Origin of the sequence: Actinotalea endophytica, from assembly GCF_025717005.1 — a bacterium.
In the GTDB taxonomy this organism is placed as follows: domain Bacteria; phylum Actinomycetota; class Actinomycetes; order Actinomycetales; family Cellulomonadaceae; genus Actinotalea.
The window spans coordinates 71,636-84,709 of the sequence record NZ_JAOVZU010000003.1; the positions used below are offsets into that span (position 1 = coordinate 71,636).

Consider the following 13,074-nt stretch of genomic DNA (forward strand, 5'->3'; position numbering starts at 1 on the left):
AGATGGACCGCGACCTCGTCGAGGTCGAGCTCGACGAGACCCTGCCCGGGCGCGCGCCGCGACGCAGCCGCGTCCCGCTGGCCGCTGCGGTCGGGATCCTCGCGGTCGTGGCCGTCGTCCTGCAGGGCTCGGGGCACACACCCGCGCCCGACCCGCCGGCGCCGACCGAGACGAGCGCGCCGACCCGGCTCGCCGGAGCCACGATCGCGCCGTCGCTCGCCGAGCCGTGGCAGGTGCTCTGGGAGGTCCCGGGCACGGTGCTCGACGTCGGCGACACGGTCCTCGCCAGCACGCCGGACGGCACCGGCGTCGTGGGCCTCGCGGCGGACGGGCGCGCCGCCTTCGGCCCGGCCGCGGTCGGGACCCTCTGCTCCCCCAGCGGTCGAGGCGTCGTGTGCCTCCCCGGACCGGACGGCGAACGGGTCGTGCGCGCGATCTCCGGCACGGGCTCGGAGGTGACGTTCACGCCCGACGGAGTTCCGCAGGCGTGGTGGGTGCAGGACGGCGACGTCGTGACGGTGGCGAAGGACGGCGAGACCCTGGTCGTCCAACGGTGGACGCCACCGGGTCGACGCGGGGTGTCGTGGACCTACCGCAGCTCGGACCCGGTGGTCGCGCCCGCGAGCTACCCGTTCTCGGTGGAGCACTCCGACACCTGGGTCCGGGTGGGCGGCACCCACTCCGTGACGGTCGACCTGCTGACCGGGCGGGAGATCCCCGACGCGTCCGCGGCGAGCCCCGCTCGGGCGACCCTGCCCAAGGCCCTGCTCGGGCTCAACGACCGATCCGTGCCCGGGCTCGCCGTGATCTCCGACGGCGACACGGTGCTCGTCGACGGCCGCTGGCACTACCCGGCTCCGGCCCACCTGATCGTCGGCGGGATGATCCTCGTGGGTAGCGGATCGCTGGCGGCGTACGACGTGGCGTCCGGGATGCTGCGCTGGGAGACCGCCGGCTCGGGTGCGTTCTCGGACGGCGCCCTCATCGGGCTGGTCGAGTCGGGCACCCGCACCGACCTCGTGGCACGCGACCCCGAGTACGGCGACATCCTGTGGACCGTCCCGCTGCCGGACTGCGCCGTGTACCGGGGCATCACCTCGGCCGGAGCGGTGCTGGACGGGTGCGGCCGTGTGCTGCTCGTCGGCCCGGGTGGGGACGACCTCACCTCCCGTGCGCCGGGACCAGGCTGAACGCGCCCTCGTCCTCCTGCGCGTTGTGCAGCTTGAGCACCGCGTACAGCCCGTAGAGCATCCGGCGCAGCTCGATCACGTCCTCGACGGTCACCGCGTCCGCCGCGTCGGCCGCCACCGAGTCGAGCAGGCGGCGCAGCCGGGTCACCTGGTGCTCGATCTCGGCGTGCGTCCGGCTGAGCGCGGCGACGGCCTCGTGGCTGCCCAGCGCACGGGCCACCAACGGGACCAGGAGCTCCTCGTCGGCGCGCTCGTGCGGGAGCAGGTCCGTCTCGAGGTCCTCGAGCAGGGCACGCGCGTCGGTGAGGTCGGGCTCGCGGGTGGACAGGCCGTCGGCGACCCCGGCGACCCGTTCCACGAGCGGGGCCAAGCCGTCGTGGTCGTGGCGCAGCGCGGCCAGAGTGCGGCGGTCGTCCTCAGCGAGCTCGACGGTGTGCAACCGCGTGGGCAGCACCGCTCGAAGGGCCACGGCGATCGCGAGCAGGTCGATGACCTCCTGGAGCGCCGCACCGACCGCGGGTGACAGCCAGCCGACCGCCGCGGCGCACATCGCGATCAGCGACAGGCCCATGCCCAGGGCGACGGCTTCGAGCGCGATCCGCCGCGATCGGCGAGCGACCAGCATCGCGTCGGCCAGCGCGTCGACCCGGTCGATCGTGAGCACGACGTCCGCGGCCTCGGAGGACGCGGTGGCGCCCCGTGCGGCCAGCGCGACACCGACGTCGGCGGCGGCGAGGGCGGGTGCGTCGTTGATGCCGTCGCCGACCATGACGGTGGAACCGCGCCTGGCCTCGCGGCCCAACGCGGCGAGCTTGTCGGCCGGGTCGCAGTCGGCGAGCACCGTGTCCACACCGACGATCCGGCCGACCACGTCGGCCACGTCCGCCCGGTCGCCGGTGGCCAGGACGACCCGCTCGATGCCCGCGGTCCGCAGGGCGCGCACCATGCGCGGGGCGTCCGGCCGGATCGGGTCGTGCAGCAGGAGCGCCGCCGCGGGCCGGCCGTCGACCTCGACCAGCGCACTCATCGACCCGTCGAGATCGGCCCGCCGCCGAACCTGGCGGGTCCACGGGTCGCTGTGCGGCCCGGTGATCCAGTCCGGCCGTCCGACCCGCACTGCCACGCCCGCGACCACGCCGGCAACGCCCTGGCCCGGCACCTCCTCGACGGAGTCGGGCATCTCGAGGTCGAGCCCGCGGGCGAGGGCGGCCTCCACGATCGGTCCGGCGAGGACATGGGCCGAGACCTGGTCGACGCTCGCAGCGAGCCGCAACGCCTCGTCCGGGTCGGCCGCACCGCGGGCCACCACGTCGGTCAGTGCGGGGCGCCCGCGGGTGAGCGTCCCGGTCTTGTCGAACACGACGACCCGACCGCCCGCCAGCCGCTCGAGGGCCGCGCCGCCCTTGACCACGACGCCGAGCCGGGCCGCACGGGACAGCCCGGAGACGATCGCGATCGGCGCCGCGAGCAGCAGCGGGCACGGCGTCGCGACCACCAGCACGGCCACGGCCCGGACCGGGTCCCCTGCCGCCCACCACGCGGCGCCGGCCAGCAGGAGGGTCAGGGGCACGAACGCGACCGCCCACCGGTCGGCGATCCGGACGAACGGCGCCGACGTGGCCTGCGCCTCGGCCACCAACCGGACGAGTGCGGCGTAGGTCGACGTCTCGGCGGTGGTGGTCGTGACCAGCTCGACCGGTGGTCCGGCGTTCACGACGCCCGACCGCACGTCGTCCCCGGCGGGGCGCTCGACCGGGACCGGCTCGCCGGTCAGCGCCGACTCGTCGAAGGCTCCCGGGACGATCAGGCGGCCGTCGACCGGCACGACCTCGCCGGACGCGACGACGAGGTGCTCACCGATCCCGACCTCGTCGACCGGGACCTCGACCAGCCCGTCCGGCGTGCGGTGGCGCGCCTTGCGCGGGGCCCGCGCGGTGAGCAGGCTCAGCTCTCGCCTGGCCCGCGCCGCGGCCCGCTCGTCCAGCACCTGGCCGGTGGCGAGCATCGCCGTGATGATGGCGCCGGCCAACGGCTCGCCCACCCACAGCGCGCCGGCCAGGGCGAGGACGGCGATGACGTCCACGGTCGGGCGGCGCTCGCGCAACGCCTCGGCCATCGACGCCAGCGCGAACACCAGGCCCAGCACGGTGCCGGCGGCCCACAGCGCGTCGGCGGCATCGGTCGCGTCGCTCCACCATGCGAGGCCGCCGCCGGCGAGCAGCACGGCGGACAGGGCGAGCACGATCAGCTCGTGGTAACGGCGGAGCGCATTCATCATGCGTCAAGAATACCGCGGAGAACCTCGCACAGAATGCGTCGATCGACCCGACGAAGGGCTCGCGGCTCATCGTTGACGCAGGTCATGGCCCTGTACGTGCGGTCGACAAAACGACACCGGGTCCGCCGACAACAATTCGTGCGACCATTCTCTCGGAGTTCGGACATACGAATTCGTGGTCCCTTGCGCGCCGAGGTGGGCTTGCTACCGTCGGGACGTGACCGACCAGGACAGGCCGACCCCCACCGGCGAGGACTACCTCAAGGCCGTGTGGCGCGCGCAGGAGTGGTCGGACGATCCCGTCACGCCGTCCGAACTGGCAGCCGCACTCGGCGCCGCTCGGTCCACCGCGTCCGAGACGATCCGCCGCCTGGCCGCCCAGGGGTTGCTCACGCACCCCTCCTACGGCACGGTCGCGCTCACCGACGAAGGCCGGCGGCGAGCGGTCGACGTGGTCCGTCGACATCGCCTCGTGGAGGCCTTCCTCGTCCAGGCGCTCGGCTACTCGTGGGACGAGGTCCATCAGGACGCCGAGGTGATCGAGCACGCCGTGAGCGACCGGTTCGTCGAGCGGGTGGACGCCGCGCTCGGCCACCCCGCTCGCGACCCGCACGGCGACCCGATCCCGGCACCGGACGGCACCGTCGAGCGTCCCGCCGCGACCCGGCTCGACCAGGCGCCCATCGGCGTGCCGCTGCGGGTCGTCCGGGTCGCCGACGACGACCCCGACCTGCTCCGCCACCTCGTCGAGCTCGGCCTGCAGTTGGATGCGACGTTCTCGGTGGTCGAGCACCAGGCCTACGCCGGGCTCGTCCTGCTCGACGTGGACGGCGCGACCCAGCGGCTCGGGCTGTCCGCCACGCGGTCGATCTGGGTCGGTACCGCGTAGGACCCACGCCCCGGTCGCGCTAATATCTGCGCATGCACGCACATACGCACGGAGACCCGGCCGGCGCCGACAACGACGCGATCGCGCTCGCGGTCGAGGTGTTCGCGATGCTCGCCGATGCGACCCGGGTGCGGATCATCCTGGCCCTCGGCGACGGCGAGCTCGCCGTCGGTGAGCTCGCCGAGACGGTCGGCAAGGCGCAGGCCGCGGTGTCCCAGCACCTCGCCAAGCTTCGGATGGCCCGCATGGTCGCCACTCGCCACGACGGCAACCGGGTGTACTACCGACTGGCGGACGAGCACGCCAAGAGCCTCGTCGACAACGCGCTGCAGCAGGCCGAGCACGCGGTCGACGCCCGCCCCTCCCACCACGAGGCGACGCGATGACCGGGCACGCGCACGACCACGACCACGACCACGACCACCCGAGCGAGCACGGTCACCCGCACGATCACGACCACGGGCACGACCACCCGCACGGGCACGACCACGGGCACGACCACCCGGGCGGCCTGCGCGGCTGGCTGCACGAGGCCTTCGTGCCGCACTCGCACGACGCCGCCGACTCGATCGACGACGCGCTGCAGGCCAGCGCGGCCGGCATCCGAGCGGTCAAGATCAGCCTCGTCGCGCTCGGTGCCACCGCGACGGCACAGCTCCTCGTCGTCGCCGCCTCCGGTTCGGTCGCGCTCCTCGCCGACACGATCCACAACTTCTCCGACGCCCTGACCGCGGTGCCGCTGTGGATCGCCTTCGCGCTGGGCCGGCGCGCGGCGACCCGGCGCTACACCTGGGGGCTGCACCGCACGGAGGACCTCGCCGGCCTGTTCATCGTCGCGATGATCGCGCTCTCCGCGGTTCTCGCCGCCGCCCAGGCCATCGACCGCCTGCTGCATCCCCAGCCGCTGGAGAACCTCGGCTGGGTGCTCGCCGCGGGCGTCATCGGCTTCGCCGGGAACGAGGCGGTCGCGGTCTACCGGATCCGCACCGGCCGTCGGATCGGTTCCGCCGCCCTGGTCGCGGACGGCGTGCACGCCCGCACCGACGGCTTCACCTCGCTGGCCGTCGTGCTCGGCGTCGTCGGCGTCTGGCTCGGCTTCCCGCTCGCCGACCCGATCATCGGGCTGCTCATCGCGGGCGCGATCGCCGTGCTGCTGTGGTCCACCGCCCGCGACGTCGGGCGCCGGCTGCTCGACGGGGTCGAACCGGACCTCGTGGACGCCGCCGAGCACGCCCTCGCCCACGTCGACGCGATCGACTCCGTCACCGAGGTCCGGCTGCGCTGGGCGGGGCACCTCCTGCACGTCACGGCGTCGGTCACCGTCGCAGGTGGCACCACCGTCGCGCAGCTGCGCGAGCTCGAGCGTCACGCGACCGATCAGCTGCGCGCACACCTCCCCCGGCTCGGCACGCTCGACCTCGTGGTGCGCGCACCCGAGGCGGTCACCGCGCCGACCTGAACCACGTCACGCTCCGCCGCGACGCTCCCGCAGCACCCGCGCGTACTCGGGGCGCACCCCAGCGGTCCGGACCTGCTGGACCACGTGCTCACGCACGCCCGCGGCGACGAGCAGCGCGGTCAGCTCGGCGACGTCCTCGGGGCGCTGGACGGTGGGATCCACCGTGGTGCGGACCTGGAGGCCGACCCCCGAGTCGAGCGCGAGGCGCAGCGAGGCGAACGCACGCCCGGCCACGGCTGCACCGGTCTGCTCGCGGTAGAGCCGTGGTACCGCCTTGATGTCCAGTCCGACCCAGTCGACCCGCGGCAGCACCTGCGCCAGCCGGCCCGGGTACGTCCCGGCGGTGTGCAGACCGACCCCGAAGCCCCGCGCCCGCACCTGCCGCATCGCGTCGACGAGGCCGCGCTGACGCGTCGGCTCACCGCCGGAGAACACGACACCGTCGAGCTTCCCGACCCGTCGGGACAGCAGGTCGGTCACCGCCCACCAGGGCACCTGGCCCGGAGCACGTGAGTCGATCAGCGCGTGGTTGTGGCAGTAGGTGCAGGCGAGCGGGCAGCCCTGCAGGAAGACCGTAGCCACCAGGCGGTCCGGCCAGTCGCAGGTGGACAGCGGCGTCAGGCCGGCGATCGCCAGGTCGTCGGCGTCGCCGACCCCCCGGTGCGTCCCGAGCCCGGCGGCATCGGGTCGGTGGGCCTCGGTCTCAGCGCTCAGCACCGACGGGCTCCCGGTCCGCCGCGGCGGCCTCGACGAAGGGCGTCCGCTCGGCGTGCTCGCCCTGCTTGCCGACGTTGAACGACGACACCGGCCGGTGATAGCCCATCACGCGGGTCCAGACCTCGGTGGTCGACCCGCAGGACGGGCAGGCCGGCTGCTCACCGGCGAGGTAGCCGTGGGCGGAGCAGATCGAGAACGTCGGGGTCACCGTGATGTACGGCAGGCGGTGCTGCTCGAGGGCCCGGCGCACCAGGCTGCGGCACGCCGCCGCGGTCGAGACCCGCTCCGACATGTAGAGGTGCAGCACCGTGCCGCCGGTGTACCGGGTCTGCAGGTCGTCCTGACGGTCGAGCGCCTCGAACGGGTCGTCGGTGAACCCGACGGGCAGCTGCGAGGAGTTCGTGTAGTACGGGTTCTCGTCGGTCCCGGCCTGCAGGATGCCGGGATAGCGCCGCCGATCCTCCTTGGCGAACCGGTACGTCGTCCCCTCGGCGGGGGTCGCCTCGAGGTTGTACAGGTGGCCGGTGGCCTCCTGGAACTCGACCATCCGGGCCCGCACGTGGTCGAGCAGCCGCACCGCCATGGCGTGGCCGACCGGTGTGGTGATGTCGTGCTCGTCGGCGGTGAGGTTGCGGATCAGCTCGTTGATGCCGTTGACCCCGATCGTCGAGAAGTGGTTGTGCAGCCCCCGCCCGAGGTAGCGCTTGGTGTAGGGGTACAGGCCCTCGTCGATCAGCCGGCCGACGACCTTCCGCTTGATCTCGAGCGAGTCCTTCGCGAGCACCAGGAGCCGGTCGAGCTCGGCGTACAGGCCGTCCTCGTCGCCGCGATGCGTGTGGCCGAGCCGCGCGCAGTTGATCGTCACCACGCCCACCGAGCCGGTCTGCTCCGCCGACCCGAACAGGCCGTTGCCGCGCTTGAGCAGCTCGCGCAGGTCGAGCTGGAGCCGGCAGCACATCGAGCGGATCTGGTTCGGCTGCAGGTCGGAGTTGATGAAGTTCTGGAAGTACGGCAGGCCGTACTTCGCGGTCATCTCGAACAGCCGCTCGGCGTTCTCGGACTCCCACGGGAAGTCGGTCGTGATGTTGTACGTCGGGATCGGGAAGGTGAAGACCCGGCCGGACTCGTCGCCGGTGGTCATGACGTCGATGTACGCCCGGTTGATCAGGTCCATCTCGGCCTGCAGCTCGCCGTAGGTGAACGGCTGCTCGACGCCGCCGACGATCGGTGCCTGGTCGCGCAGGTCCTCGGGGCAGGTCCAGTCGAACGTGAGGTTCGTGAACGGCGTCTGGGTGCCCCAGCGCGACGGCACGTTGAGGTTGTAGACGAGCTCCTGGACACCCTGGCGCACCGCGTCGTAGCCCAGACCGTCCAGGCGCACGAACGGGGCCATGTACGTGTCGAACGAGCTGAACGCCTGGGCGCCGGCCCACTCGTTCTGCATGGTGCCGAGGAAGTTGACGATCTGCCCGATCGCCGAGGAGAAGTGCTTCGGCGGCGCGGCCTCGACCTTGCCGGGCACCCCGTTGAGGCCCTCGGTGAGCAGCGTGCGCAGCGACCACCCCGCGCAGTAGCCGGCGAGCATGTCGAGGTCGTGGATGTGGATCGCGCCGTCGCGGTGGGCGTGTCCGACCTCGGGCGGGTAGACGTGCGAGAGCCAGTAGTTGGCGGTGACCTTGCCGGCGGTGTTGAGGATCAGGCCGCCCAGCGAGTAACCCTGGTTCGCGTTGGCGTTGACCCGCCAGTCGCTGCGGTCCAGGTACTCGTTGATCGAGGCCTCGACCTCGACCACGGTGCGCGCATCGTCGCGCAGGCGGGCGTGCTGCTCGCGGTAGGCGATGTAGGCGCGCGCCGTGCCGGTGTGCCCCGCGTCGATCAGCGCCTGCTCCACGAGGTCCTGGACGTGCTCGACGTGCGGGTACGGCACGCCCTCCGCGGCGAGACGCTCGAGCACCTGCGCGGCGACCGGGGCGGCATAGGCCTCGGCGTGGTCGGTGTCGGTCGCACCTGTGGCGAGCCCGGCACGGGCGATCGCCGAGGCGATGAGCTCCGGCCGGAACGGCACGGCCGCCCCACTGCGCTTGATGACTCCGGTCGCCGTCATACCAGCCCCCTTCTGGGTCTCGATCGACCCAAGATGTGGTAGCCGGACTCGCTTCCGGCCACAAGATGCGGGAAGACGATCTTCCTCGTTCCGCCGATCCCCTAGGACCGACGTCCCGGTTGCCGACTCCTCGAACGGGGCGACACGCAGGAACGCCCGGCGTGTCGTCCTTGACGGGATCGAGCCACATCTTGTGTCCGACCTGGACATTCCACCCATATGTAGTGGTGGACGGCCGAGCCGACGAGCGGCCTCAGAAGCTCAGGTACGGCAGCTCCAGGGCAGGCACGAAGCCGAGCCGCATCGCGAGCCGGTACGAGCTCTCGTTGCCCCGCCGGCAGGCCCACAGCGGCACCGACCCCCGGTCGAGGACGTCGTCGATCATCGCCGCGGCGACGGCCGCGCCCAGCCCCTGGCGGCGCGCCCAGGGCACCGTCTCGATGCCGATCTCGACCCCGTCGTAGATCGGGAAGGACGAGAAGGCGAGCGCCCCGACCGAGCCGTCGCGTTCGGCGCGCCAGCCCCCGCCGTTGGCGAGGAGCTGCTCGGCGTCCCGCCAGAAGGCGGCCGGCACCACGCTGCCCGGGAAGTCGAACTCGGCGGCCTCGGCCGGGTGCAGGGTCCAGCCGGCGGCCGGTACGAACGCGGCCCGCCGCTCGGCGTACCGCTCGGCGTCGAACGCGAAGTTCACCCGACGGTCCACGGTCACCTCGAACCCCGGCGCGGCCCGCCGCAGCGTCTCCGCCCACGGCAGCCCGGCCCACCGCGGGTCGACCTGCAGCCACTCGCGACCGGGGGCACCGGCTCGCTCCGCGAGGTGCGCGACGACCTCGTCGAACGCGTCCGCGAGCCGGTCCCCCCAGATCAGCGACATCCCGTACCCGTGGCGCGCGTACGCGGCCCCGACGCCCACCGCCGAGGAGGTCCAGACCTCGCCGGCCACCGTGCCGTCCAGTACCGCGCGGACGAAGCCGGCGTTGATGCCGACCTCGTCGAGGGAGTCGATCAGGCGGCGCGCTCCGGCGGGAGGCGCGGTCGGGCTCATCATGATCACCATTCTGGCCCGCGTCGGCGCCGCCCAGGACCCGTGAGGTCCCGCGTGGGCTCTGGACACGTGCGCGATCCTCGCTGCCCCACTGGCAGGATTCGGCCATGATCGACCAGGCGATCCTCGACTTCTACGGCTCCTACGACGAGGACCGGCGACTCCGCGAGCGCCCGCACGGCCGGATCGAGCTGCTGCGGACCCAGGAGATCCTCCTGCGTCACCTGCCCACGCCACCGGCCCGCGTGCTCGACATCGGCGGCGGCACCGGCGTCCACGCCGAGTGGCTCGTCGCGGCCGGCTTCCAGGTCGAGCTGCTCGACCCCGTGCCCGCTCACGTGCACGCTGCCGTCGCGGCCGGCCTCGACGCGTCGCACGGCCACGCGGGCGACCTGCCGTGGGACGACGACACCGCGGACGCGACGCTGCTGCTCGGCCCGCTCTACCACCTGGTGGACCCGGCCGACCGCGCCGCCGCGCTCGCCGAGGCGGTCCGGGTCACCAGGCCCGGGGGTCTGGTGGCAGCCGCAGGGATCAGCCGGTACGCCGGGCTGCTGGAGCTGGTGGCCCTCGGCGCCGTGACCGGGTCAGAGGTCGACAGCCTGCGGGCCGCGATCCGGACCGGGGTGAACCCGCCAGGATCCGGCTTCACGACGGCCTACTTCCACCAGCCGGAGGAGCTGCGCGGCGAGCTGTCGGCAGCGGGGCTTCGCGACGTCCGGGTCGTCGGCGTCGAAGGCCCCGGAGCGCCGCACCTGCTGACGGTGAACACGGACGAGCTGGACCGTCACCTCGACAGCGCCCTGAACGCTGCCCGGATGCTCGAGGACGACCCTCGGATGATTCCCTCCAGCCCGCACCTGCTCGCCCTCGGACGAGTGGCCGACCGGGCCTGAGCCCGCGCGGGGTCCGCGTGGATCAGGCCCCTGGGCCCGGGAGCCGGAGCACCCCGGCGTCGAACCACGCGACCTCGTCGTCGTGGTGCGTGATGAGCACGGCGGTCCGACCGGCCAGGCGGTCCCGGACCCAGCCCATCGTGCGACGGCGCGCCTCGGTGTCGAGGCCGGTGAACGGTTCGTCGAGCACCACGAGCTCTGCGGGCGCGACGAGTCCCCGCACGACGGCGACCCGGCGCCGCTGCCCCCCGGACAGCTGCCGGACCGGCTGGGCCAGCGACTCGCCCGCGAGGCCGACACCACGCAGCGCGTCGACGACCTCCCCGCGGTCGACCGAGCCGTGCGCGGCCAGCCGGACGTTGTCCACGGCGCTGAGCTGCTCGCACAGCCGGTTCTGCTGGAACACCGCCGCACGCGGCCGACCGTCGACACCGCTGACCTCGCCGGCCGTGGGCCTCTCGAGCCCGAGGAGCAGCCGCCCGACGGTCGTCTTGCCGGAGCCGTTCGCACCGAGCAGTGCGGTCACCGAGCCTTCGGGGAAGGCTGCCGTCAGCCCGTCCAGCACCGTGAGCGTGCCGTACACCTTGCGCACGTACCGCAGCTCGATCATGCGGTACGCCCCCCGACCGGCAGCGGACCGGACGCGCCTGCCGAGAGCCGGTGCTCCAGCATCTCGAGCAGGCGCACGATCGCCTGCTCCACCAGGTAGGCGACGAGCACGACGACCACGGTCCAGGCCAGGACGTCGGCCGTCGCCAGGAAGATCTTGGCCTGGTAGAGCCGCTCGCCGATCGTGCCGCTCGGCAGACCGATCACCTCGGCCGCGATCCCGCTCTTCCAGGCGAGGCCCACACCGGTGCGGCACGCGGCGACGAAGTACGGCAGCACGGCCGGGACGTCCACCGCGAGCATCCGCCGCCACCGCGGCACCCGGAAGACGGCCGCCATCTCGAGCAGCTCCCGGGGCCGTTGCCGGATGCCCTGGTAGACGGTCGCGTGCACGATCGGCAGCGCCATCAGGAACGAGATGATCGTGGCCAGGCGGGCCGAGTCCACCCAGATCAGCACCAGGATGATGAAGCTCACGACCGGTGTGCTGCGGATCGCGACGACGGCCGGCCCGATCACGGCCTCGAGCCAGCGCGAGCGGGCCGAGGCCGCCGCGGTCAGGACGCCGAGCACCGCTGCGGCCGCGAACCCCAGGGTGATCCGACCGGTCGTGCGGCCGACCGTCGCCCAGAACTCCGCAGTCGGCACCAGCTCGGCGAGCCGGCGTGCCACCTCGACCGGGCCGACGAGCAGCACGCCGTGGCCGATCGCCATGGCAGCGACCTGCCAGACGGCCAGCCACCAGGCCAGGGCCACCAGCCGACGCGTCAGACGCCAGTGGCCCTGGTCCTCCGGAGCGTCAGGGGGTGTAGAAGAAGTCATCGCCCGGCAACGCCCCGCCGACCGAGGTCGGGTCGGCCTGGTGGAGCACCCCGAGGTACCCGCCGACCGCCGCCACCATCTCCTCCCCCGCGATGAACGTGATGTGGCTGCCGGGGATCGCCTTCACCGCGATCGGCGCGGCCGGGACGATCCCGGCGGCGGCGATCAGCTCGGCGGCGGCCTCGGGCTCGTCGTTGGTGAACGCGGTCGACGCGGCGACGTCCGCCATCAGGTTCGCCACGGCCTCGGGGTGCTCGGCCGAGAACGCCGTGGAGACGACGAGCACCGCGGTCGTGAGCTCGGAGTCGGGGTCGACCGCGGTCCACTCGTCGGTGAGGTCGAGGGCGACCCGCACGTCGGGGTTCTGGCTCTGCACCACCGACACGAACGGCTGCGGCAGCACCGCGACGGCGTCGTCCGAGGCGGCGAGAGCCGCAGCGGCCTCGGTCGCCTCCGACTTCCAGTCGAAGGTCACGTCGGTGTCGGGGTCGACCCCGTTGGCGGCGAGCAGGTGGCGCACGACGAACTCGGGCGTGGTGCCCTTGCCGGTCGCGATGATCGTGCGACCGGCCAGGTCGGCCATCGAGCCGATCGTGTCGCCGGTCTCCACGACCGAGAGCACCCCGAGCGCGGTCACCGCTGCGACCTGGATCGCCGGGCCGTCGGACATCGTCTTCTGGTACAGCACCGCGGCCAGGTTCGCGGGGATGACCGCCGCGTCGACCTCACCCTGCACGACCAGCGGGACGATCTCGTCCGCGGATCCGTACATCGTCACCTGGTAGTCCTCGGCGGCGGTGCCGGCGTCGGCCTCGTCCATCAGGCCGACCAGCCCCATCGTGGTCGGGCCCTTGAGCGAGGCGACCCGGACGGTGACCTTCTCGGCGACCTGCTCGGCGGAGGACGGCTCGGCGGTCGTCGAGGTCGTCGTGCTCGGGTCGGCGGGCGTGTCCGCCGATGCGGCGGCGCACCCGCTCAGGGCGCCCGCGAGCAGCACGGGCAGAGCGGCGCACAGGGCGCGCGACAGTCTCATCGGTGTCCTCCGGTGAGGGATCGTGCGGCCCC

General features: G+C 73.2%; 12 protein-coding genes. 5 read left to right on the top strand and 7 right to left on the bottom strand.

What is annotated here, in order from left to right; genetic code table 11:
- Nucleotides 1–2 precede the first annotated feature (2 nt).
- Nucleotides 3–1,190 (top strand): hypothetical protein, encoded by a 1,188-nt coding sequence (locus OEB99_RS05895; protein ID WP_263508979.1) that lies wholly within the window; start codon nt 3–5, stop codon nt 1,188–1,190.
- Here the strand turns inward: OEB99_RS05895 and OEB99_RS05900 are convergent.
- On the bottom strand, nt 1,162–3,468 hold the full coding sequence (locus OEB99_RS05900; RefSeq protein WP_263508980.1) for a heavy metal translocating P-type ATPase: 2,307 nt from the start codon (nt 3,466–3,468) through the stop codon (nt 1,162–1,164). The two genes, OEB99_RS05895 and OEB99_RS05900, sit on opposite strands and share 29 nt — an antisense overlap.
- A 217-nt stretch (nt 3,469–3,685) precedes the next feature.
- On the opposite strand from OEB99_RS05900, the gene OEB99_RS05905 reads away from it, so the two are divergent.
- From OEB99_RS05905 to OEB99_RS05915, 3 genes are read left to right on the top strand one after another with little or no spacing between them, the layout of a single operon-like run.
- Nucleotides 3,686–4,357, top strand: a complete 672-nt coding sequence (locus OEB99_RS05905; RefSeq protein WP_263508981.1) for a metal-dependent transcriptional regulator — start codon at nt 3,686–3,688, stop codon at nt 4,355–4,357.
- Between the two features lie 32 nt (nt 4,358–4,389).
- Entirely contained in the window at nt 4,390–4,743 is a 354-nt protein-coding gene (locus OEB99_RS05910; RefSeq protein WP_263508982.1) for an ArsR/SmtB family transcription factor, read from the top strand.
- Nucleotides 4,740–5,816, top strand: coding sequence for a cation diffusion facilitator family transporter (locus OEB99_RS05915; RefSeq protein ID WP_263508983.1), 1,077 nt, complete (start codon nt 4,740–4,742; stop codon nt 5,814–5,816). Before OEB99_RS05910 ends, OEB99_RS05915 begins: the two co-directional genes overlap by 4 nt.
- A 6-nt stretch (nt 5,817–5,822) precedes the next feature.
- On the opposite strand, the gene OEB99_RS05920 is transcribed toward OEB99_RS05915, so the two are convergent.
- The 3 genes from OEB99_RS05920 to OEB99_RS05930 all read right to left on the bottom strand — a co-directional run bounded on the left by OEB99_RS05920 (nt 5,823) and on the right by OEB99_RS05930 (nt 9,685).
- Complete coding sequence (locus OEB99_RS05920; protein ID WP_318011391.1) at nt 5,823–6,533, bottom strand: anaerobic ribonucleoside-triphosphate reductase activating protein; 711 nt, start codon at nt 6,531–6,533, stop codon at nt 5,823–5,825.
- On the bottom strand, nt 6,520–8,637 hold the full coding sequence (locus tag OEB99_RS05925) for a ribonucleoside triphosphate reductase (RefSeq protein ID WP_263508984.1): 2,118 nt from the start codon (nt 8,635–8,637) through the stop codon (nt 6,520–6,522). Before OEB99_RS05925 ends, OEB99_RS05920 begins: the two co-directional genes overlap by 14 nt.
- A 253-nt stretch (nt 8,638–8,890) precedes the next feature.
- Nucleotides 8,891–9,685, bottom strand: a complete 795-nt coding sequence (locus tag OEB99_RS05930) for a GNAT family N-acetyltransferase (protein ID WP_263508985.1) — start codon at nt 9,683–9,685, stop codon at nt 8,891–8,893.
- A gap of 104 nt (nt 9,686–9,789) precedes the next feature.
- On the opposite strand from OEB99_RS05930, the gene OEB99_RS05935 reads away from it, so the two are divergent.
- On the top strand, nt 9,790–10,578 hold the full coding sequence (locus tag OEB99_RS05935; protein WP_263508987.1) for a class I SAM-dependent methyltransferase: 789 nt from the start codon (nt 9,790–9,792) through the stop codon (nt 10,576–10,578).
- Between the two features lie 22 nt (nt 10,579–10,600).
- Here the strand turns inward: OEB99_RS05935 and OEB99_RS05940 are convergent, their stop codons facing one another.
- Genes OEB99_RS05940 through OEB99_RS05950 form a run of 3 tightly spaced genes read right to left on the bottom strand, consistent with a single transcriptional unit; the run spans nt 10,601 to nt 13,042 of the window.
- The gene (locus OEB99_RS05940) at nt 10,601–11,188 is read right to left on the bottom strand and encodes an ABC transporter ATP-binding protein (RefSeq protein ID WP_263508989.1); all 588 of its coding nucleotides are present in this window, start codon (nt 11,186–11,188) and stop codon (nt 10,601–10,603) included.
- Nucleotides 11,185–11,943 carry an ABC transporter permease gene (locus OEB99_RS05945; protein ID WP_263508990.1) on the bottom strand — a complete coding sequence of 253 codons (759 nt, stop codon included), beginning with the start codon at nt 11,941–11,943 and terminating at the stop codon, nt 11,185–11,187. Before OEB99_RS05945 ends, OEB99_RS05940 begins: the two co-directional genes overlap by 4 nt.
- Nucleotides 11,944–11,986: 43 nt before the next feature.
- Nucleotides 11,987–13,042, bottom strand: coding sequence for an ABC transporter substrate-binding protein (locus tag OEB99_RS05950; protein ID WP_263508992.1), 1,056 nt, complete (start codon nt 13,040–13,042; stop codon nt 11,987–11,989).
- Nucleotides 13,043–13,074: the final 32 nt, after the last annotated feature.

What these genes read in the sequence shown, in the direction of transcription:
- OEB99_RS05895 (WP_263508979.1), top strand. Translation starts at nt 3, where the DNA reads ATGGACCGCGACCTCGTCGAGGTCGAGCTCGACGAGACCCTGCCCGGG.
- OEB99_RS05900 (WP_263508980.1), bottom strand. Translation starts at nt 3,468, where the DNA reads ATGATGAATGCGCTCCGCCGTTACCACGAGCTGATCGTGCTCGCCCTG.
- OEB99_RS05910 (WP_263508982.1), top strand. Translation starts at nt 4,390, where the DNA reads ATGCACGCACATACGCACGGAGACCCGGCCGGCGCCGACAACGACGCG.
- OEB99_RS05915 (WP_263508983.1), top strand. Translation starts at nt 4,740, where the DNA reads ATGACCGGGCACGCGCACGACCACGACCACGACCACGACCACCCGAGC.
- OEB99_RS05925 (WP_263508984.1), bottom strand. Translation starts at nt 8,637, where the DNA reads ATGACGGCGACCGGAGTCATCAAGCGCAGTGGGGCGGCCGTGCCGTTC.
- OEB99_RS05930 (WP_263508985.1), bottom strand. Translation starts at nt 9,685, where the DNA reads ATGATGAGCCCGACCGCGCCTCCCGCCGGAGCGCGCCGCCTGATCGAC.
- OEB99_RS05935 (WP_263508987.1), top strand. Translation starts at nt 9,790, where the DNA reads ATGATCGACCAGGCGATCCTCGACTTCTACGGCTCCTACGACGAGGAC.
- OEB99_RS05940 (WP_263508989.1), bottom strand. Translation starts at nt 11,188, where the DNA reads ATGATCGAGCTGCGGTACGTGCGCAAGGTGTACGGCACGCTCACGGTG.
- OEB99_RS05950 (WP_263508992.1), bottom strand. Translation starts at nt 13,042, where the DNA reads ATGAGACTGTCGCGCGCCCTGTGCGCCGCTCTGCCCGTGCTGCTCGCG.